Here is a 20627-nt window from a genome sequence, read left to right as displayed (position 1 = left end):
CGGTGAGTCCGTCGACGAGCCGCCGAGCCAGGTGCGCTTCGTGGGCGGCAATACGCGACATCCCCACGCCCTCGAGATAGTCGACGGCCGCGGCGAGCGCGATCGCTTGCGAGACCTTCTGCGTGCCCGCTTCGAAACGCTGCGGGGGTGGCAGGTACTCGGCCGAGGTGGTCGTGACGGTGGTGATCATGGATCCGCCGGTCAGAAACGGCGGCATGATCTCGAGAAGTTCGCGTCGCCCGTAGAGCGCTCCGATGCCCGTGGGCCCGAGCATCTTGTGCCCGGAGAGCACGGCAAAGTCGACGTCGAGCTGTTTGACGTCCAGGGGCATGTGCGGTGCCGACTGGCAGGCATCAAGCAGCACGAGCGCCCCGACCTCTCGCGCGGCGGCGATGAGGTCGGCGATGGGGTTGACCACGCCGAGCACGTTCGAGACGTGGGTGACCGCGACGAGCTTCGTGCGCGGACCGATCGCTGTCTCGTCGAGGCGCAGGGCGCCGCTGTCTTCAAGCGGGATCACACGCAATGTCGCCCCGGTGCGGGCCGCGAGCTCCTGCCACGGGATGAGGTTGGCGTGATGCTCCATCTCCGTCGTGACGATCTCGTCCCCCTCCCCGAGGCGCAGCCGCTCAGCTGCCTCACCACCGCGGCCGGCAGAGGCGTTCGAGAGCGCATAGGCGACGAGGTTGATCGCCTCGGTGGCGTTCGACGTCCAGACGATCTCGTCGTCATCGGCGCCAATGAAGCGGGCCAACGTGCTGCGGGCGTCTTCGAACGCCTCGGTGGCCTCAGCCGCAAGAGTGTGCGCACCCCGGTGCACGGCGGAGTTCAGCGTCGTGGCGAACTCGCGTTCAGCGTCGAGGACGGCGAGCGGACGCTGCGAGGTGGCTCCGGAGTCGAGATAGACGAGCGGATGCCCGTTCACCTCGGTCTGCAGGATCGGAAAGTCTTCGCGGAGACGAAGAGCCTCTGTCTCGCTCAGAGGAGCGGCTGCTGACCTGCCCATCACGCCGGGGCGTCATCGGGGTTCAACGTCTCAAGCGTGTCCTGCTCGACGTCGTTGTCTGCGTCGAGTTGCTCTTCGGTCGTCTCGTCGCCGCCCAGCGGAGCGCGTGTTTGATCAACCTGAGCGGGGCTGTCGGGGTGGCGTTCCTCGGCGGGATCGGATCGGTGGTCGTCCATACTGGGCACGCTACGCGCATTCACGGACGGCGACAAACCCGTGTCGGGGCGATTCGACACCCGCGCGAGCAGCGATCGGCAGCGCCTCAGACCGCTTGACGCTCGTTCTTGATCAGAGCCCCCGCAGTGATGAACGCCAACGCCGCGACGAACTGCGCCATCGTCCAGACCCAGCCGCTGAATCCGAAGGGATACACCGGATTCCAGATCACGGCGACGGCGACGAAGACGACGGTCCACCACCACTGTTTCGCCTGCAGCGCGAACCACGCGACGATCAGCGCGAGGATCGCGACGACGAAGAGGATGATCGTGGCGACGATTCCCTCGGTGAACAACGGCGAGAGGAACAGCGCGATGGCCGCGAGCAGTCCGGGGGCAAGAGCATTGCGCTGCATCTGCGGGGCAGAGGAGGTCATACCCCCATCTTCCCGCACTTCCAGTTTACCTGCGGGGTGGGGGCTTGCGGCAAGGGCCCCTGCCTGGCGCATACTGGTCGATCGTGTGCGCCGAGCAGTCGGCGCCGCGACCGGATCGGAGCCTTCGTGAACGTGCCTGCCCTCAGTGCCTTTCGTCTTCCAGAACAGCTCTCGCACAAGTCGACTTCCGCCCTCATCGCCAGCGACGATGAGCACTTCGCTGAGATCACTGCGACCCTTCGCGACGCCGTCGCCGATGCATCCGCTCGTCTTGACCGCATGCTCCGTTCACCGAGCGGTATCGGAGGCGCAGCCGTCGAGCGCGATCTCGAGATCCACCGGTTGAACAGGCGCGTGGCGATGCTGCGCCGCTACGGCATCGACATGTGTCTGGGGCGCATGGTCACGGCGGCCGGCGAGCGCATCTACATCGGGCGTCTCGGGCTCACGGGTTCCGACGGCCGTCAGCTGCTGGTCGACTGGCGCGCTCCGGCTGCTGAACCGTTCTTCGGCGCGACGCATGCCGACCCGATGGGGCTCGCCAGTCGCCGCCGATTCCGCTGGAGCGGCGGTCGCATCACCGACTACTGGGATGAAGCATTCACGCCCGATGCTCTCGCGGCCGGTGGCGCTCTCGATGACCACTCGTCGTTCATCGCCAGCCTGGGTGCGTCGCGTTCGCCGCGCATGCGCGATGTGCTGGCGACGATCCAAGCTGATCAGGATGCCATCATTCGAGCGGGCTCTGCGGGATCTCTCGTGGTCGACGGCGGGCCGGGCACCGGCAAGACAGTCGTCGCGCTTCACCGTGCCGCCTACCTGCTCTACGCCGACACCCGCATCTCGCGGGGCAGCGGCGGCGGCGTGCTCGTCGTCGGCCCGCATGAGCCGTATCTCGCGTATGTCGACGATGTGCTGCCGAGTCTCGGCGAGGATCGCGTGCAGACCTGCACCCTGCGCGATCTCGCGCCGGAGGGTGACGCTGCCCAGCCCGAAGGGGATGCGCGCGTGGCAGCGCTGAAAGCATCGGGACGTCTGATCGACGCGGTCGAGACGGCCGTGCGTCTGTATGAGCAGCCGCCGTCGCGCGGCACCCTCGTCGAGACGCCGTGGGCTGATCTGCGCGTGCGCACGATCGATTGGGAGGAAGCCTTCGACACCGATTCGGATGCTGCGCACAACGAAGCCCGCGACGACATCTGGAATGCGCTGCTGGAGATCCTTGCCGACCGTTTTTCGGAGCAGATCCCTCGGGCGCAGCTGCACCGCGTGCTCGCCCAGGATGAAACACTCGTGCAGACCTTCAACCGGGCGTGGCCCCTGCTCGATTCTGCGGGGCTCGTCGCCGCGCTGTGGAGCGACCCCGGCTTCCTGAAGCGATGCGCGCCCTGGCTGACCGACGACGAGGTGCGAACCTTGCAGCGCGAGGATGCTTCGGCGTGGACGACATCCGATCTTCCCTTCCTCGATGCGGCCAGGCTCCTCGCCGGCGACCCGCACTTCGGCAGGATCCGCCGCGAGCGCGAGCGCACCAAGGCTGCCGAGCGCGAGTATCGCGCCGACGTCGCCGAGTCGCTGGCTGATGCCTCCGGTGATGATCTCGGGCTCATGTCGATGCTGAGTGGTGCAGACGTGCAGAACAGCCTCGACGATGACGACGCGCTGCCCCGCGCACAGCGCGATGCCCTCGCCGGCCCCTTCGCGCACATCATCGTCGACGAAGCGCAAGAGCTCACAGACGCGCAATGGCGGATGCTGCTTCGCCGCTGCCCCTCGCGCAGTTTCACGATCGTCGGCGATCGCGCCCAGGCTCGGCACGGGTTCACCGAGTCGTGGCACGAGCGACTCGAGCGTGCCGGCCTCACGGACCTCCGGCTCGCCTCGCTCAGCGTCAACTACCGCACGCCGGAAGAGATCATGACCGAGGCAGAGCCGGTGATCCGTGCCGCTCTGCCCGATGCCAACGTTCCCACATCCGTGCGTTCCAGTGGCGTTGCCGTGCGACACGCGCCGCTCACCGAACGCGACGGCATCGTCGCAGACTGGCTCGCGGGGCACGACGAAGGAACCGCGTGTGTGATCGGCGACGCCAGCTTCACCGCGACTGAGCGCGTTCGATCGCTGACGCCGGAAACGGCAAAGGGGTTGGAGTTCGACCTTGTGCTGCTCGTGAATCCTGACGACTTCGGCGACGGCATCGAAGGCGCGGTCGACCGCTACGTGTCGATGACCCGCTCCACGCGCGAGCTGGTCGTGCTGACCTGACGGTTCACCTCGAGGGCGGGAAGTGCGCGATCGGTATCGGTCGCGACGAGCGCGGCACGGCCGCCGCGAGCACCGCGGCATCCAGATCCGCCAGCAACTCGTCGAGGTCGACGTAACGCGAACGGGTCGGGCACGGGCTGAGCAGCCACAACACGTCAAACGTGCCCAGCTCATTCTGATCGACATAGGCGATGAGTCGCTCGGCTTCGGAGTGCGCACGCGCGCGATCGCAGATGCACCATGTGTTGTGTCCCATCGGCACCACTTCCCACGCGGATGCCGAGTTCAACGCGGCCGTGCTCATAGTGCCTTACCTCCGGTCACCGGCAGGATCGCTCCGGACACGTACGACGATTCGTCGGACGCGAGATAGACATATGCTCCGGCGAGTTCAGCTGGCTGCCCCGCTCGACCCAGCGGGGTGTCCGTGCCGAAAGCACGGACCTTCTCTTCGTCCCAGCCTGTTCCGGGTATCAACGGCGTCCAGATGGGACCGGGGGCGACCGCGTTCACCCGGACGCCGCGCGGGCCCGCTTCTTCGGCGAGCGCCTTGACGAATGCCACCTGCGCAGCCTTGGTCATCGCATAGTCGATGAGACCGGGCGATGGGTTGAACGATTGGATGGATGCTGTGACGATGATGCTCGCGCCCGGTTCGAGTTCGGCGAACGCCGCGCGGGCCGAGAACAGCAGACCTTCGAGATTGGTCTGGAAAACCCGTCGCATCTCGTCCGTGCGCAGGTTCGCGAAACCGTCAATGTCGTGCTGGTAACCAGCGTTGAGAACGAGTGTGTCCAGCCCGCCGAAAGCCTGCCGAGCTTCCGTCACGGCCTTGATGGCGAAGTCCTCGTTTCGAAGATCGCCGGCCAGGCTCATCGCCGAACGATCGGCTTCTGTGACGAAACGCAGCGTTTCATCGGCATCCGCCTGCTCTTCCGGCATATGCGCGATGGCGACGTCGGCGCCTTCTCGTGCGAACGCGATCGCAACCGCGCGACCAATCCCGGAATCACCCCCGGTGATCAGCGCCCGACGCCCGGCAAGGCGGCCGTGCCCCTGGTAGCTGGATTCGCCGTGATCGGGCTCGGGCCACATCTGCGCCGTCTGTCCTGGCTGGCTCTGAGCCTGTCCGGGGAACCGGTCATCATGATGCGCGTGCCGTGGGTCTGTCATGCTCGCTGCCCTTCTGATCGCGTTGTGTCGATGCTGTGAGGTTCGATGTGTGCGAGGTTCGATGGTGTGCCCTGACACTCGGCCCGACGGGGGCTTCTCACAAGGGGGTTGACACTGCTGCGTGAGCCGTCGACACTCTCTGCAACGCCAACGAAGGCTCCAACGCCAACGAAGGGACCTCCGAGATGAGTGATGTGACGATCCTCGCCCCGTCGCCGACGCTGACGGTCACCGTGGAAGACCACCCGCAGGGCTCGGAAATACATGTGCACGCTGGAGGTCAAGGCGTATGGCAGGCACGTATGCTCAAGAGGCTGCAGGCATCGGTCACCATGTGCTGCGTCCTCACCGGCGAGGTCGGCCGCACTCTGCGCCACCTCCTGGAAGACGAAGGCATCACGGTTGTCGGTCTGGAGCGGGAGGGGCGAGGGTCGGCGTATCTGCATGATCGGCGGCACGGCAAGCGCGTCGTGATCGCTGAGGAGGACGGCGACCCGATCGGACGTCACGATCTGGATGACCTCTACGGCGCCGTGCTGCACAGTGGCGCCGAATCGCACGCCGTGCTGCTGAGCGGGCCCGCAGGTGTTGACACCGTTCCCGCAGACATCTACCGACGACTCGCGATCGATCTGCGAGGCACCGGCTCGAAGGTCATCGCCGACCTCTCGGGCGAACGGCTGCGCGCCGTGGTCGACGGCGGCATCGACGTGTTGAAGGTCAGTCACGAAGAACTCATCGCCGACAGACTTGTGAATGAAGCCTCAGCACCAGAGATCACCCGAGCAATGCATCAGCTTCGAAACGACGGCGCACGGTCTGTGATCGTCACTCGTTCGTCTGATCCCCTGCTGCTCGCAGACGACGATGGCGTGATCGAAGTCTCCCTCCCCCGGTTCGAAGAGAACGAGGCCCGAGGAGCCGGGGACTCCCTCACCGCCGGCGTGGTCGCAGCGCTGACCCGCGGAGAGAGTCTGCGCGAAGCCATCAGCATGGGAGCCGCCGCCGGAGCGCTCAACGTGACCAGGCACGGTCTGGGCACAGGTGTCGCCGAATCGATCGCGCGACTCAGAGAACGCGTACGGATACGGGCGCTGGTCGGCACAGACGCGCACGGGCCCCGTGGCGATGGGCGGATGAGCCCCGACGAGCTCGCCGCCATGGCGGCCACTGATCTGACCGCCGCGGGTGCCGACGAAACGATCCCGGTCGACACGAGCACGAACGATGCCGGGGAGCCGTCATGACGCGAGTGCTGATCACCAACGACGACGGCATCGAAGCGCCCGGGCTCTGTGCGCTCGCAGAAGCTGCCGTGGGTGCCGGGCTCGAGGTCACCGTAGCGGCACCAGCGGCACAGTCCAGCGGGTCGAGCGCGTCGATCATGGCGACAGAGACAGACGGACGGATCGAGGTCGAGCGCCGAACGCTTGCCGCGCTGCCAGAGGTGACCGCGTTCGCGGTGCACGGCGGCCCAGGCCTGATCGCGCTCATCGCCGCACGCGGCGCTTTCGGACCGCCCGCTGACGTCGTGCTCTCCGGGGTGAACCACGGTGCCAACGTGGGGCGGGCCATCTTGCACTCCGGCACTGTCGGTGCCGCGCTCACGGGAGCGCTCAACGGTGCTCGGGCGATGGCCATCTCGCTGGATGTGGGGATGGACCCCGAATCCTTCCGCTGGGCCGCAGCGGCGGAAACCGCGATCGCGCTGCTTCCGGAGCTGACCGCGCGAGCGGCCGGCACCACGATGAACGTCAACGTTCCGAACGTCGACCAACCCCGCGGCATCCGCGAGGCGGCGCTTGCGCCATTCGGAATAGTCCAGATGGCGTTGGCCGAGAAAGATGACCGTTATGTGCGCCTCGCCGTGGAAGAACTGCCCCTGGTCACCACAGAAGGCAGTGACGCCGCTCAGCTTGCTGCGGGGTGGACGACGGTCACCGGCATCGATTCCGTCACCGAACGGCGGCTCGACCTCGTGATCAGCTGACGGAGGGCGCCTCGGACTCATCGTGCTCCGGGGCGTCGTCCGCCGCGGTCTCCGCCGGTTCTGGGACGAGGTAGAGGCCCGCGGGTGCGTTTGCCGTGAACGCGAGCGCGTCGACCCAGGCGCGGTTGATGGCGGGCTGTCTGCCTCCGTAGTACTTATAGACGATCGAGCTACCGGGGTGCACCCACACCGTGGTGCGCCCGCCGCCGACGCTCGCGTCCTCTCGCCAGCTGAAGGCGAAGGGCTCTCCGCGACGCAGCTTGGCGCCGATCACGAGCTGGATGTGCGTCAGCGCACGGTCTTCGATCTCGACCTTGACGGTGCCGTCATAGATGAACTTGCCCATGTGATTTCCTGCCTTTGGCATGTCCACGCGCATGCTGTTTCGAATTGTTCCCCCCAGTGCGTAGCCTATCCCCATGGGCATGATTTACTACGGTTCGGACACTGAGCCGATCCACATCGAAGATCGTGCGCTCGCGCACCTCAAAGTGGTCATCGCGACCAAGCTCCGCCGCAACGAGAGCTTCACGCTGTCATGGACGCATCCAGAAGGCGATGCTCCCGGCCGCTCGACGATCTGGCTTCATCCGTCCATTCCGCTGCGCTTCGTGTTCGACACTCCCGAATCGCCGGAACTCGTTGCGAAGTGGATCAACGCCATGGCGAATTCGGCCAGCACCACCGGCGGTATCACGATGGTGACGGAAGACATGCTGAGCGGACTCGAAGTGGACGGTCCTGACGCGCCGACTGCATAGCGCCGTCATTCGGTCAACCCCCTCGGTCTCTGCACGCGACGCGCAGTAGCGTTCACAACGCATCCACACGGAAGGGGCTGATGATCATGACCGACCCACAGAGCTACCAACCGACCACCACCCATGCTGAATGGGGAGCTGGTGACCCGCACCTGCGCGTGTCGCGCGGTGATGAACGTTTCGTCCACCATCTGGTCACCGATGAGGTGCGTATCGGCTCTGCAGAAGGCAACGAGCTGCGCCTCGCCGGAACCGATCCGCTGCACGCCACGATCACGCATGACAATCGCGACGAGTACGTCCTCACCCTGCATGGCACGGGCGAGATGAACGCGAATCCGCGCACGGCCGAAACGGGGGTCGGATCCGACGTCGGAGCGGGGTCGGGTTCTGGCACGGACGAGAATACGGAGATCCTCCGCACCGGCGCGCGCTTCACGGCGGGCGGGTGGACCCTCGTCTTCGGACGAGAAGAATTCGCCGACCACGGCCGCCCCTTCGGCGGGCGCGAAGGCGGCGAGTTCGATGATCAGCCGCCGCAGCCGGTCCGGCCCGATTACACCGGCGAAGGTGGCGACTCCGACGGCGGCCTTGAGGTGAAGGACGGCTGACATCGCCGTCTCCTGTGCCGCGGCTCACCTCGAGGAAGGCAGCTGTCAAGCCCCTTCTGGCAGGCGGGATGGCGCATCTAGCGTCGATTCCATAAGCAACCAGAGAGGAAAGAGATCATGACGCTCACCCGCGACATCATGACCGCAGCTCCCCGATGCATCGGTGAGAACGATTCACTCAGCATTGCGGCGGCGGTCATGTCTGAGTTGGACGTCGGCGCGCTGCCGATCTGTGGCGAGGACAGAAAGCTCAAAGGCATGCTCACCGACCGCGACATCGTCGTACGAGCCGTCGCAGAAGGACTCGACCCGGAAAGCACCCCGGCTCGAGCGCTCGCTGAGGGAAAGCCGATAACAGTGGAAGCCGCGGACGATGCGAATGTCGCGATGGAGCGGATGCAAGAGCATCAGGTTCGACGACTGCCCGTGCTCGAGGATCATCTGCTGGTCGGCATCGTCAGCCAGGCGGACATCGCACGCGCACTGTCGGCGGAGGCGACCGGCGTGACCGTCGAAAGCATCTCCCGGTAAGCAGCGTGCGTCATGCCGTCTACGCGAGCCGACATCGACCAGTTGAGCCACGTCGCACGTGCCCGTAACCTGCGCATCGCCGTGGTCGAGTCCCTCACCGCAGGAGGCGTCGCTCACGCCGTGGGTTCGGGAGAAGCCGCAAGCGAGTGGTTCGCTGGCGGGATCGTCGCCTACATGACCGATGTCAAACAACTCTTGTTGGGCATGGATGCGGGTGTCGATCCGTGTTCCGCGGATGCAGCCGAACAACTCGCGTCGGGCGGGTTGGAACTGTTCGCCGCTGATCTGTGCGTCTCCACGACCGGGGTGGGCGGCCCCAATCCAGAGGATGGCCACGCGGCAGGCACGGTCTACCTGGGGTGGGCGATGGAACATGTTCGTGGGCATCTGCAGCTGCAACTGCAGGGGGCGCCGGATGACGTGCTCGCAGACACCGTCGATGCCGCCGTGCATCTGCTCTGCGCACGCTCCCAAGACATCCAACAGGACACGCACGAACCGATGCACACCACGTGAACCACACCAATTGAACGACACCGATTGACCGACACGAAGGAGGAACATCATGCCCCGTAACGCGAATTCGCGTCTGAAGGATCCAGAGCTCTATGAAGAGCTTCGCGACGATGGCGCGTCCAAGGAGAAAGCTGCGCGGATCTCGAACGCCACGGGCGGGACGAAGAAAGGCCGCTCCGAGGTCGGACGTCGCGGCGGAGAATCCGGAGACTACGAGGACTGGACGGTTGACGAACTGCAAGACCGCGCGAAAGAGCTCGGCCTCACGGGCTACTCGAAAAAGCGCAAGGCCGACCTGATAAAAGCGCTCAGAAACCACTGAACCCCCATCGACGTGCTGGGGCGTCGTCGGCTGACCCGACTACTGGTCATTCGGCACGGTGGCCGCTTCGTCCGGCAGCCGATCCTCGGGGATGACGACGACGTCCTGAACCTTCCAATCGAGGTCCGCGATCTGTTCCGATGCACGGTCGAGTTGCTTGAGCGATACTCGTCGCCCCCGGGGCACGACGAACACCTCGACGTGAAATACCTGACCTTGGTCGCGTAGGCGAACTGCCGCGTCGGAGACCCAGGGCAGCGTACGCATCGTCTCGACGATCTCGGATGCGAGCGGGTGCGGCTCTTTGCCGTCGTACGTACGCGCACGTTGATCCATCAGATCGCCCACGGCAAGTTTCGTGTTTCGAAGCCCGTCCGCGACGATTCCGAGTGAGATGAACAGCGCTGCGACAGCGTCCAACCACCACAGCCCCATTCCGACTCCGAGCACGCCCACGATCGACGCGGCGTTCGTGTGCCAATCAGCCCTGGCCATGTCGGCGTCGGCGTAGAGAAGCTTGTTGTGCAGCACGGGGGCGAGCTTCAGCTTCGCGGGCCCGTATATCAATGGGCCGATGACGATGACGGCCATCACCGCGATCATGAGCCAGCCGAGCCAGATCGTGTGCCCGAAGAGGTTGACCGTGCCGATCGTCGGATGCTCGGCGGCAACGAGACCGCTCACAGCTTCGAAAGCGAGGCTCGCGCCGACAGCCAGCAGCGCCACGCCTGCGACGAGATGACCGACGCCCATCGCCCGGTGCTGTCCATACGGATGCTTGATGTCGGGCTTGCGGCGCACGAAGATGAGCGCCACGAGGAATGCGATCTGCGGGATCAACGACAGCATGTCCTCGATCCAGGCCGTGCGCATCGACTGTGAGTTTCCGACGACAGATGCGACCAGGGTGATCGTCAGGATCGTGTAGGCGATGGTGACGATTTCCCAGCGCACAGACTTTCGCAGCGCATCAGCCTGCTTCTGGGGAAGGGCCGCTCGACCGAAGTTGTGCACGCTCACGAACCGACCTCCGTGTCGAGGAACGATTCCAGTGTGGAGAGAAGGGCGTTCTCGCCGAGCGGTACCAGAATGACCAGAGCACGTCCGTCGGCGCCGTCGATCTGCGTATAACCCCGCGTCACGCCGGCCCGGTCCATCCACGGGGTCTGATCGGTGAATCCACCGATGGCGAGATCGATGTCGCCTGCCTCGAGTTCACCGATGAGCGACTCTTCCGCAGCAACGGTCCACTCGACTCGTGCGTTGAGCGATCCGGCGAACGTCTCGGTCAGGTCGACCAGCGGGCCATGCAGCTGCGCACCGTCCCGTTCGATCAATCCCGGCTCCAGCGACGCGCCGACATGCAACGTGGACCCCGTGGCCGATTCCAACGTGCCGTCCGGGTCGGCGGGAATGCTGACCCCACAGCCCGAGACGAGGAAAGCGGTGACGACGAGACCGACGAGAAACCACCAGATCTTCATGTCTCAGACGGTATTTACCATTTGCAGCGCCCGTGAGGGGGTTGACAGATGCTTACCTCGTAGCGGCCGACCATCGCCATTCGCTGATGGCCGGGTCGTCTTCGCCGTGTTCTCGTGTGTAGTCCCTGGCACGTTGTCGACGCTCCAGCAGCTCGGCGATCAGGGATTCATATGTGCTGTCAGCTCCTTGCACGCGTTCAAGCGCATCGGCTGCCAGGCGGAATCTATCCAGGTCGTTGAGCATGACCATGTCGAACGGAGTGGTGGTCGTGCCCTTTTCTCGATACCCGCGCACGTGCAGGTTCGTGTGGCCGTGACGCCGGTAAGCAAGGCGATGGATCAGCCACGGGTAGCCGTGATACGCGAAGATCACCGGTTTGTCCGCGGTGAAGATGGCGTCATAGTCATCGTCAGAGAGACCGTGGGGATGCATCGACGCGGGTTGCAAGCGCATGAGATCGACGACATTCACGACGCGAACCGACAGCTGCGGCACCTCGTCGCGAAGGATCTCTGCTGCCGCGAGCACTTCCAGCGTGGGTACGTCTCCTGCGCCGGAGAGAACGACGTCCACCTCACTGCCGTCACGTTCGGTTCCGGCCCATTCGAGAATGCCGGCGCCTTGGGCGCAGTGCTCGACCGCTTGTTCGATCGTCAACCATTGCGGCGCTTGCTGCTTGCCTGCGACGACGACGTTGACGTAATCCACTGTTCGCAGGCAGTGATCGTACGTGCTGAGCAGAGTGTTCGCGTCAAAAGGAAGATAAACGCGAACGACGTCAGCGCTCTTGTTCATGGCGAGATCGATGAACCCGGGATCCTGATGAGTGAACCCGTTGTGGTCCTGGCGCCAGACATGGCTGGAGAGCAGGTAGTTCAGACTTGCGATCGGATGCCGCCAGGCGATCTCGCGAGAGGTCTCCAGCCACTTCGCATGCTGGTTGAACATCGAGTCCACGATGTGCACGAAAGCCTCGTACGAGTTGAAGACTCCGTGTCTGCCGGTGAGGAGATACCCCTCCAGCCACCCTTGGCATTGATGTTCGCTGAGCACCTCCATGACGCGCCCCGCACGAGCCAAGTGCTCATCGAGACCGATCGTCAGGGCATTCCACTGCTTGTCCGTGGCCTCGTATACCGCCGGGGCGAGCTTGTTCGACGCGGTCTCGTCGGGTCCGAAGATTCGGAATGTACGCGGATTGCGGCGAATCACCTCGGCCAGGTATCCGCCCAGCACGCCCGTTGCCGATGCGTCCTCTGCCCCGTGATCGCTGACGCCTACTGCGTAGTCGCGAATGTCGGGCAGGTGCAGATCTTCCCTCAGCAGCCCGCCGTTCGCATGCGGCGACGCCGACATCCGACGCTCTGGAACCGGAATCAGCGCATCGATATCCTCCGACGGCACGCCGCCCTCGCCGAAGAGCTCATCCGGACGGTAGGAGCGCAGCCAGTCCTCCAGCTGTTGGAGGTGTGACGCATCGTCCTTCGCACCGGGCAGCGGCACCTGATGCGCCCGCCAGGTGCCCTCAACGGGCACACCATCCACATACTCCGGACCGGTCCACCCCTTCGGGGATCGCAGGATGATCATCGGCCAGCGTGGGCGCTTCGTCTCGCCAGCGCTCGCGTCAGCGCGAATGCTGGCGATTCGATCCAGCGCCTCGTCCATGACCGACGCGAATCGTCGGTGTACATCCGCATGATCGTCGTCGACGCCGATCTCTATCAGCAGCGGATGGTGACCGTAACCGCGCATCAGATCCAGCAACTCCTCGTCGGGGATGCGGGCGAGGACGGTCGGGTTCGCGATCTTCCACCCGTTGAGATGCAGAATCGGAAGGACAGTTCCGTCACTGACCGGGTCGAGGAACTTGTTCGCGTGCCACGCAGTGGCAAGTGGCCCCGTCTCGGCTTCACCGTCACCGATGACGCAGAACACGGTCAGATCGGGATTGTCGAAGGCGGCACCATAGGCATGGCTGAGCGAGTATCCCAACTCGCCACCCTCGTGAATGGATCCCGGCGTCTCGGGAGCGGCATGACTGGGGATGCCGCCGGGAAACGAGAACTGGCGAACCAACCGTGCCATTCCGGCTTCGTCCCGTGTGATGTCGGGATACACCTCCGAGTAGGACTTATCCAACCAGGCATTCGCCACCATGCCAGGGCCGCCATGACCCGGGCCGGTGATGTACAGCGCCTCAAGCTCACGGTCCTGAATGAGACGGTTGACATGCGCGTACACGAGGTTCAACCCCGGCACCGTGCCGAAGTGGCCCAGTAGTCGAGGTTTGATGTTCTCGCTCGTCAGAGCTGATCGCAGCAACGGGTTCTCCTGCAGATAGATCTGCCCCGCACTGAGATAGTTCGCAGCCCGCCACCACGCATCCAGCTGCGAGATCCGTGCGTCATTGAGTGTCATCATGCCGTCAGTGTGCAGGGCGGATCTCTCGCGAGAAACCCCCTTGACGTCAGAATCCGCTTGCACCACGTCGGGTTCTGTGTCCGCGAGCGGTCCTCAGCCGCGTGGAAGAACCGTCAGCACTCGCTGGATGTGGTCACGGAACTCCGCCATATACGCACGCAGAAATTCCTCGGTGTCCGATTTCAGAATCGTGCCGTCGTCTCGGAAGATGTCGTCCGTGAAGTGGATGTACGCTTCCGGGGAACTCATCAGACGTGCATTGCAGAACGCCAGCACGCCCCGAAGGTTCTGCTGTGCGACGGCCGTGCCGATGACGCCGATGGATGCCCCGATGATCGCCGCCGGCACATGATCGAAGGAGTTCTGCCCCCACGGGCGCGAGGCCCAGTCGATCGCGTTCTTGAGCGCGCCCGGAATAGCGCGGTTGTATTCCGGCGTCACGAACAGCACCGCGTCGCTCGCCGCGATCGCGTCCTTCAGCGCTCGCGCTTCAGCGGGATAGTCGCTGTCGTGATCCTGGCTGTACAGCGCAAGGTCTCCGATCGGGATCTCGGTGAACTCGAGATCGGCCGGTGCAACGCCTATCAGCGCTTTCGACAGCACACGGTTGACCGACGTGGACGACAGGCTCCCGACGAAGTATCCGACTTTGTATGTCATGGCTGCTCCTCACTATGGGTGTTGAGAACAGCGTGCGCCGCGGATGCCGTGCACAGAACCCCCTTGACGTCAGAGTTCGACGCGCATCACATCGGGTTCGGTGTCGGAGACCTCGGGGTGGCGTGCCAAGTTCACGATCGCGGCGACGAGGCCGCCCCAGACGGTGACCATGGCGATGATCATGAAAACGATCGCGGCAGCGGTCATGCGCCCGCTCCCTTCTGGTCGGCAGTTGCTACTCGGATGGTCTGCGTCTCCGGCTCCGGGTCGTACTGCTCCTCGACGAGGAAATCGTCGTAGTCGGGGTCGTCTTTCGCGTGCGAGCGCGCGCCCCATGGCAGCAGCGAGAGCAGCAGAGCGAGAATCACGAGGGCGATGACCATGCCCCAGCCGAAGATCCCCAGGAACCAGACCGGGTAGCCCGCATACGGCGTCTCGATCTTCGTGATCAGTTCGGTGATGAACAGGTAGCCCAGCACGATGGGCGCGAGCGCACCGACCAGCAGCTTCCAGATCAGTCCGACGCGGAAACTCGAACGCCGGTTGAGGTGCTCCTGCAGCACGGGCAGTCTGTGGAAGATCCACGCGACGAGGATGACGGCGACGAGCGCGACCGCCATGATGCCGAAGGCGTTGACGAAGGCATCCGTCGTGTCGAGCACGGCCAGTGCGGTCGTCGTCGAGAACAGCGCCATCGAGATGATCGCGAGGGGAATCGACACCGTGAGCGTGGTGCGCACGCGCCCCCAGCCGAGCTTGTCCTGCAGCGCCGCCACGATCACCTCGAGGATCGAGATGAGCGAGGTGACGCCGGCGAACACGAGCGCGCCGAAGAACAGCACTCCGATGATCGAGCCGCCCGTCGCCTGCGAGACGATCGTGGGGAACGCGACGAACGCGAGCCCGATGCCCGACGTCGCGACACCGGCGACGTCAGTGGCCTGCGCCTGTGCCATGAAGCCGAGCGCGGCGAAGACGCCGATTCCGGCGAGGATCTCGAAGCCCGAGTTCGCGAATGCCACGACGAGCCCCGAGCCGGTCAGGTCGGTCTTGCGCTTGAGGTACGACGAATACGTCACCATGATGCCGAAGGCGACCGAGAGCGAGAAGAAGATGTGGCCATAGGCCGATGCCCACACGCCCGGGTCGGCGAGGGCTTCCCAGTTCGGCGTGAAGAAGGCGTTCAGCCCGTCCATCGCTCCGGGAAGGAACAGCGACTGCACCACGAGCACCGCGAACATCAGCGTCAGCAGCGGCATGAGCACCATGTTCGCCGCGCCGATGCCGCGCTTGACGCCCAGCGCCATGATGACGATGACCACCAGCCAGACGACGATCAGCGGAATGCCGACCTGCGGCACGAAATCGGTGGACACGCCCGACGCGGCGACATCACCCATTTGCAGGAAGTCGGTGAAGAAGAAGTCGTTCTCGTTTCCCGCGCCCCAGGTCAGCTGCGCCGAGAACCACGTGTACATCGCCGCCCACGCGACGATGACGGCATAGTACGCGGCGATCACAACGCAGATGAGAACCTGCCACCAGCCGAGCGGTTCTGCGGCCCGGTGCATCCGCCGGAAGGCCAATGGCGCCGACCCGCGGAAGCGGTGGCCGATCGCGTAGTCGAAGAACAGCAGCGGGATGCCAGCGGTCAGCAGCGCGCACAGGTACGGGATGAGAAACGCCCCGCCACCGCCCTCATAGGCGACGTACGGGAAGCGCCAGATGTTGCCGAGCCCGACGGCCGAGCCGATGGCCGAGAGGATGAAGACGTTCCGAGAGCCGAAGGCCTCGCGCTTCTGAGTCTGCGTGGATGCTGTCGCCATGACGGAGACACTACTACCCGGCGGTCAGGAAGTGAGCACGGCCTGCCACGCACGCGCCAGACGGTCGACGCCGGCGCGCAGGTTCTCTTCGCTCTGGTCTGAGAACGCCAGCCGTACGAATCCGCGGAAGGGTTCGGAACCGGCCGCGAACCATTCGCCGCGCTGATAGCTCACCCCCAGGTCCTGGGCTGTTTCGAACAGCCGGGCGGCGTCGAAATCACCGAGCAGCCGCGCCCAGGCGAAGAACCCGCCGGTCGGATCGGTCACCTCGACCCGATCGCCGAATCGTTCACGCAGAGTCGTGGTGAGCACGTGCGCTTTGCGCGCGTACCGCTCGCCCGCCGCGGCGATCGCGGCCTCGTACTGCTCGTCAGCCAGCATCCGTTCGACCGTCGCCTGCACGACGCCGTTCGTCTGCCCATCGATGCGGTTTCGCAGTTTGGTGAAGCTCGCGCTCCATGCCTGCGGCACGGTCAGCCAACCCAATCGCAATCCCGGCCCGAGCGTCTTCGAGAAGCTGTTGACCGCGACCACCCGATCGGTGTCGCGCAGACGGGGGCGATCGGGGACATCGACGCCGGGGAAGACGATCTCGCGGTAGGGGTCGTCGGCGATGATCGTGAAGCCGTACTTCTCGGCCAGGTCGACGAGCGCTTCGGATTTCTGCGCCGACAACGTCACGCCGGAGGGGTTCTGGAACGTCGGCACCGTGAACAGCGCCTTCGGCCGCAGACCTTCGCCGAGTCGTGCTGCGAGAACGTCGACATCGATGCCGTCACCGGCGACCGGGATCGCCACGACATTGACGCCGACCAGATCGAGCACCCGCAGGAAGAGCGGATAGACCGGGTCATCCACGACGATCGTGTCGCCGGGATCGAGCAGGCCCAGCACCGCGAGCGCGAGACCGTGCGCACCGCCATTGCTCACGATGACCCGGTCGTCCGAGACCTGATCGCGCGCGGCGATCGCCTCGCGGAAGCTGGGAAGACCAGCGGATGCCGAGTACCGCAGCAGCCCGGCGAATCTGTCGCTCGCGGCGACCTCATTCGCGGCGTCACGATACAACTGTGTCGGCAGCAGATCGGTGTCGGGGTTGCCACCGCCGAGATCGATCGACCCATCGGCCAGTCGGATCAGCGTGGCGTCGCCGAATCCCTGACGCTCGGGCAGGCCTGTCAGCAGAGTGCTGAGACCGAGCGCGGTATCGGTGTGGAGGGCTGATTCAGTCACAGTTCTCATCCAATCAGTGAATCAGGGTCAGCCGTCGATGAATCGGCGTGCGATGCGGTTGCCGAGCAGCTGCACCAGCTGCACGAGTCCGATCAGGACGAGGATGATGAGGATCATCACACCGTAGTCGAACCGCTGGTATCCGTAGGTCAGCGCCAGGTTTCCGAGCCCGCCGCCTCCGACCGCGCCGGCGACCGCCGTCGCGTCGATCAGAGCGACGAAGATGAAGGTGAGAGACAGCAGGAGCGGGCCGAACGCCTCGCGCACGACGAAGCCGAACAGGATGTGCAGCGGCTTCGCGCCGACAGCCTTGGCTGCCTCGACGACACCGGGGTCGACGGCGACGAGGTTCGATTCGGCGACGCGGGCGATTCCGACCGACGCGGCGATCGTCAGCGGAAGGATCGCAGCGGACGGACCGATGCTGGTGCCGATCAGCTGGCGGGTGAGCGGGGTGAGCGCGATCAGCAGGATGATGAACGGAATGGGCCGGAGCGTGTTGACGATGATGTTGAGCACCGTGTGTGCGATGCGGCTGTGCAGCAGCTGCCCCGGACGCGTCGCGAAGAGGAAGATGGCCAGCACCAGGCCGATGATCGCGGCGAAGAAGAACGACACCGTGACCATGAACAGGGTCTCCCCGAGCGCCCGTGCGACCTTCGGCACGACCACGTCGGTGTCGATGAACTGGGCGACATCGACGAACTTCCCGACGATCACCATGAGACCACCTCCGTCTGACCCGCGAGTTCGGAGACGAATCGGTCGATCGCAGACTCATCGCCGTACAGGGCCAGGCTGAGCTGCCCATAGGGCTGGTCTTTCACTCTGGCGACGCCGCCCTGGATGATCGAGAAGTCCACGGCATGCTCGCGAGCGAGGCGAGAGAGCACCGGTCCGTCGACGAGGGCGTCGTCCACGACGATCGAGATGCGGCGTCCGTCGAACTGCTCGCGCAGGGCAGAACGCTCGTTCTCGGTGAGAGAGGTGCGTGTGTACGAGCCGACGAGGCCCGCGGTGACCGGATGTGTCGGACGCGCGAGGATCTGGTGGATCTCCCCCGACTCGACGATGCGGCCATCGCTGAGGATCGAGACGCGATCGGCCAGTTGGCTGATGACATCCATCTCGTGCGTGACGACGACGATCGTGATGCCGAACTCGCGATTCACCGACCGCAGGAGGTCGACGATCTCGGTGGTGGTCTGCGGATCGAGCGCGCTCGTCGCCTCATCGGACAGCAGAATGGACGGACGCCCGGCAATGGCACGGGCGATTCCCACACGCTGCTTCTGACCGCCCGAGAGCTGGCGCGGGCGCGCGAACGCCTTGCCTCCGAGGCCGACGAAATCGAGGAGCTCGCCGACGCGGCGGGCGATGTCGTCTTCCTTCCATCCCGCGATCTTCAACGGCGTGGCGATGTTGCCGAACACGGTGCGCGAGTTCCACAGATTGAACTGCTGGAACACCATGCCGATGCTGTGACGAAGCGTGCGCAGCTCGGTCGGCGAAAGGGTCTGCACGTTGACGCCGTCGACGTGGATCTCACCGCGGGTCGGCGCCTCGAGTCCGTTGACCATGCGCAGCAGGGTCGATTTTCCCGCGCCGGAGCGACCGATGAGACCGTAGATCTCGCCCGCCTGGATCGACAGGTCGATGACATCGAGGGCAGGCGCGGGCGTGGCGCCCCTCTTGCCGGGGTACTGCTTCGAAACCCTCGCGAGGCGAATGCGCTCTGTCATGCCTGACCTTCGGATGCCGTGTGGGCCGGATGCCGCGGCATCCGCCCGTGTCTACTGGGCCGTCAATTCGGCGAGCGCCGCGCGCAGATCTTCGACGGGGAGCTCGACGATCGTGGCCTCGCCGCGCTTCTCCTCTTCAAGAGCTGTGACCACGCGATCATCGCGGTAGGTCCTCTCCAGCAGAGCCCAGGCCGGATCGTCAACGTTGTCTGCCGTCGTGGCGACGACGATGACATACGGGCTCGACGTCGACGCTGCGGAATCCTCCAGGGAGAGGGCGTCGTCGCTGGTGATCTCGAGCGCCGGATCGAAGTCGTCAGTCGCGACGACCACGGCGTCGATCGTCGGGTCGGAGTACGCGGTCTGAACCGATTCGTGCGCGATGCGCACCAGCTCGATGTCTTTCGCGTTGGCGGTGATGTCCTCTTCGACGGGGAAGACACCGGCGTCGGGATCGACCTCGATGAGACCGGCGCTCTGCAGGATGAAGAGAGAGCGTGAGAAGTTCGCCGGGTCATCGGGCACGGCAATCTTGGCACCGCTCGGGATGTCGGCGACATCGGCGTGCGTGGCGGAGAACAGCCCCCAGGCGGAGATGACGGTGGAGAAGACCGGGGTGATATCGGAGCCGTTCTCCTTGTTGAACTGGCTCAGCCACGCGACGTGCTGGAACGAGTTGGCGTCGACCTCGCCCTCGACCAGTGCGGTGTTCGGAAGGTAGGGATCGTCGAAGTTGATGAAGTCGATGTCGAGGCCGTTCTCGCGCCCGACCTCGACGATCGCATCCTGGAAGTCGCTCTGGGCGGTGTCGGCGATCGTCAGGGAGATCAGCTCGGTCTCGCCGGCGGCGGGCTCGGCCGCGTTCTGCGCCAGGAGTGGAATCGCGACAGCTGCTGCGATGACGACCACGCCGACGGCCCCGACGATGATTCCGATGCGCCTGCGGGATCTGCTCTTGGCGAGGTGCGCCTCGATCTCTGACTGGGTCGAATTGTCGTTGGCCACGAGGTTCTGCTCCGAAGGGTATGGGACGGCGGGTATAGCCATCCGGTTACAGATTGGCGCGACGACGCGCTGGCCCCAAATCTCGTGACGCACGGCGTAATATCGCGCCGAGTCGAATCCCGGGAGTGCGACGGCGTCAGCGCCGATCGTCGAGCGGCTTCTCGTCGTGCTCGAGCACCAGCCCCTCACCGGCAGGTTCGGGCACGACGTCGCGTTCGATCGTGGTCTTCAGTGGCACTTCTCTGACGAAGCACAGCAGCACGAGAGCGATCAGAGCGAGCGGGGCCATGCCCAGCAGCAGCGGCGTGAGCGCATCGCTGTAGCCGTGCACCACGATGTCACGCACCTGAGCGGGCATCTCGAGAACGCTGTGCGGTGTGAGAGATGCGATATCGCCCACCGCCCCGGCGCCGTCTGACGGCAGACGATCGCTGATGATGTTCACCAGGCGCAACGCGAACAGACTGCCGATCACGGCGCTG

Annotated in this window: 24 protein-coding genes and 1 pseudogene; 8 read left to right on the top strand and 17 right to left on the bottom strand. The window is 64.9% G+C overall.

Translation table 11 applies throughout. From position 1 onward, the window contains the following. From Q1J95_RS06120 to Q1J95_RS06110, 3 genes are all read right to left on the bottom strand, one after another. A partial coding sequence (locus Q1J95_RS06120; RefSeq protein ID WP_300266468.1) for an aminotransferase class V-fold PLP-dependent enzyme occupies positions 1–1006 on the bottom strand: 1006 nt, incomplete at its 3' end. After that, on the bottom strand, positions 1006–1182 hold the full coding sequence (locus Q1J95_RS06115; RefSeq protein WP_300266467.1) for a hypothetical protein: 177 nt from the start codon (positions 1180–1182) through the stop codon (positions 1006–1008). The genes Q1J95_RS06120 and Q1J95_RS06115, both read right to left, overlap by 1 nt. 86 nt (positions 1183–1268) lie before the next feature. Further along, positions 1269–1601 carry a DUF6804 family protein gene (locus Q1J95_RS06110; protein WP_300266466.1) on the bottom strand — a complete coding sequence of 111 codons (333 nt, stop codon included), beginning with the start codon at positions 1599–1601 and terminating at the stop codon, positions 1269–1271. Between the two features lie 126 nt (positions 1602–1727). Between Q1J95_RS06110 and helR the strand changes: the two genes are divergently transcribed. Then, positions 1728–3866 carry an RNA polymerase recycling motor ATPase HelR gene (gene helR, locus Q1J95_RS06105; RefSeq protein WP_300266465.1) on the top strand — a complete coding sequence of 713 codons (2139 nt, stop codon included), beginning with the start codon at positions 1728–1730 and terminating at the stop codon, positions 3864–3866. Between the two features lie 4 nt (positions 3867–3870). Here the strand turns inward: helR and Q1J95_RS06100 are convergent, their stop codons facing one another. Together Q1J95_RS06100 and Q1J95_RS06095 are read right to left on the bottom strand one after the other, a co-directional pair. After that, complete coding sequence (locus Q1J95_RS06100) at positions 3871–4170, bottom strand: hypothetical protein (protein WP_300266463.1); 300 nt, start codon at positions 4168–4170, stop codon at positions 3871–3873. Further along, the gene (locus Q1J95_RS06095) at positions 4167–5039 is read right to left on the bottom strand and encodes an SDR family oxidoreductase (RefSeq protein ID WP_300266462.1); all 873 of its coding nucleotides are present in this window, start codon (positions 5037–5039) and stop codon (positions 4167–4169) included. Before Q1J95_RS06095 ends, Q1J95_RS06100 begins: the two co-directional genes overlap by 4 nt. A 185-nt stretch (positions 5040–5224) precedes the next feature. On the opposite strand from Q1J95_RS06095, the gene Q1J95_RS06090 reads away from it, so the two are divergent. Continuing rightward, positions 5225–6286: a PfkB family carbohydrate kinase gene (locus Q1J95_RS06090; RefSeq protein WP_300266461.1), complete on the top strand. Its 1062-nt coding sequence runs from the start codon at positions 5225–5227 to the stop codon at positions 6284–6286. Continuing rightward, positions 6283–7029, top strand: coding sequence for a 5'/3'-nucleotidase SurE (locus tag Q1J95_RS06085; RefSeq protein ID WP_300266460.1), 747 nt, complete (start codon positions 6283–6285; stop codon positions 7027–7029). The genes Q1J95_RS06090 and Q1J95_RS06085 overlap by 4 nt, the downstream gene beginning before the upstream one ends. Here Q1J95_RS06085 and Q1J95_RS06080 read toward each other — a convergent pair. Continuing rightward, positions 7022–7375 carry an ATP-dependent DNA ligase gene (locus Q1J95_RS06080; RefSeq protein WP_300266458.1) on the bottom strand — a complete coding sequence of 118 codons (354 nt, stop codon included), beginning with the start codon at positions 7373–7375 and terminating at the stop codon, positions 7022–7024. The genes Q1J95_RS06085 and Q1J95_RS06080 overlap by 8 nt on opposite strands. Positions 7376–7448: 73 nt before the next feature. Between Q1J95_RS06080 and Q1J95_RS06075 the strand changes: the two genes are divergently transcribed. From Q1J95_RS06075 to Q1J95_RS06055, 5 genes are all read left to right on the top strand, one after another. Then, positions 7449–7790, top strand: coding sequence for a hypothetical protein (locus Q1J95_RS06075; protein ID WP_300266456.1), 342 nt, complete (start codon positions 7449–7451; stop codon positions 7788–7790). Positions 7791–7876: 86 nt separating this feature from the next. Then, entirely contained in the window at positions 7877–8401 is a 525-nt protein-coding gene (locus Q1J95_RS06070) for a hypothetical protein (RefSeq protein ID WP_300266455.1), read from the top strand. A gap of 117 nt (positions 8402–8518) precedes the next feature. Beyond that, positions 8519–8932 carry a CBS domain-containing protein gene (locus Q1J95_RS06065; RefSeq protein ID WP_300266454.1) on the top strand — a complete coding sequence of 138 codons (414 nt, stop codon included), beginning with the start codon at positions 8519–8521 and terminating at the stop codon, positions 8930–8932. 12 nt (positions 8933–8944) lie between these two features. Further along, positions 8945–9448 (top strand): CinA family protein, encoded by a 504-nt coding sequence (locus tag Q1J95_RS06060; protein WP_300266452.1) that lies wholly within the window; start codon positions 8945–8947, stop codon positions 9446–9448. A 49-nt stretch (positions 9449–9497) separates the two neighbouring features. Continuing rightward, positions 9498–9770, top strand: coding sequence for a Rho termination factor N-terminal domain-containing protein (locus Q1J95_RS06055; protein ID WP_300266451.1), 273 nt, complete (start codon positions 9498–9500; stop codon positions 9768–9770). A gap of 39 nt (positions 9771–9809) precedes the next feature. Here Q1J95_RS06055 and Q1J95_RS06050 read toward each other — a convergent pair whose 3' ends face one another. From Q1J95_RS06050 to Q1J95_RS06000, 11 genes and pseudogenes are all read right to left on the bottom strand, one after another. Further along, positions 9810–10784 (bottom strand): cation diffusion facilitator family transporter, encoded by a 975-nt coding sequence (locus tag Q1J95_RS06050; RefSeq protein ID WP_300266469.1) that lies wholly within the window; start codon positions 10782–10784, stop codon positions 9810–9812. 2 nt (positions 10785–10786) lie between these two features. Then, complete coding sequence (locus tag Q1J95_RS06045; protein ID WP_300266450.1) at positions 10787–11254, bottom strand: hypothetical protein; 468 nt, start codon at positions 11252–11254, stop codon at positions 10787–10789. A gap of 52 nt (positions 11255–11306) precedes the next feature. Beyond that, the gene (locus tag Q1J95_RS06040) at positions 11307–13679 is read right to left on the bottom strand and encodes a phosphoketolase (protein ID WP_300266449.1); all 2373 of its coding nucleotides are present in this window, start codon (positions 13677–13679) and stop codon (positions 11307–11309) included. Positions 13680–13772: 93 nt separating this feature from the next. After that, positions 13773–14339 carry an NADPH-dependent FMN reductase gene (locus Q1J95_RS06035; protein ID WP_300266448.1) on the bottom strand — a complete coding sequence of 189 codons (567 nt, stop codon included), beginning with the start codon at positions 14337–14339 and terminating at the stop codon, positions 13773–13775. Positions 14340–14408: 69 nt separating this feature from the next. Next, the gene (locus tag Q1J95_RS06030; RefSeq protein ID WP_300266447.1) at positions 14409–14546 is read right to left on the bottom strand and encodes a methionine/alanine import family NSS transporter small subunit; all 138 of its coding nucleotides are present in this window, start codon (positions 14544–14546) and stop codon (positions 14409–14411) included. After that, positions 14543–16165, bottom strand: coding sequence for a sodium-dependent transporter (locus Q1J95_RS06025; protein WP_300266446.1), 1623 nt, complete (start codon positions 16163–16165; stop codon positions 14543–14545). Before Q1J95_RS06025 ends, Q1J95_RS06030 begins: the two co-directional genes overlap by 4 nt. 24 nt (positions 16166–16189) lie before the next feature. Continuing rightward, positions 16190–17407, bottom strand: coding sequence for a PLP-dependent aminotransferase family protein (locus Q1J95_RS06020; protein ID WP_300266445.1), 1218 nt, complete (start codon positions 17405–17407; stop codon positions 16190–16192). Between the two features lie 18 nt (positions 17408–17425). Beyond that, positions 17426–18121 carry a methionine ABC transporter permease gene (locus tag Q1J95_RS06015; protein WP_300266444.1) on the bottom strand — a complete coding sequence of 232 codons (696 nt, stop codon included), beginning with the start codon at positions 18119–18121 and terminating at the stop codon, positions 17426–17428. Continuing rightward, positions 18115–19140 (bottom strand): ATP-binding cassette domain-containing protein, encoded by a 1026-nt coding sequence (locus Q1J95_RS06010; RefSeq protein ID WP_300266443.1) that lies wholly within the window; start codon positions 19138–19140, stop codon positions 18115–18117. Before Q1J95_RS06010 ends, Q1J95_RS06015 begins: the two co-directional genes overlap by 7 nt. A gap of 51 nt (positions 19141–19191) precedes the next feature. Next, positions 19192–20145 (bottom strand): MetQ/NlpA family ABC transporter substrate-binding protein, encoded by a 954-nt coding sequence (locus Q1J95_RS06005; protein WP_300266442.1) that lies wholly within the window; start codon positions 20143–20145, stop codon positions 19192–19194. Positions 20146–20281: 136 nt separating this feature from the next. Then, a pseudogene (locus tag Q1J95_RS06000) lies at positions 20282–20627 on the bottom strand (MFS transporter); the annotation flags it as partial.

Source organism: Microbacterium sp. (assembly GCF_029263575.1).
GTDB lineage: Bacteria > Actinomycetota > Actinomycetes > Actinomycetales > Microbacteriaceae > Microbacterium.
Note: the sequence above shows the minus strand (reverse complement) of the source record. Positions and strands in the feature narration are given on the sequence as shown.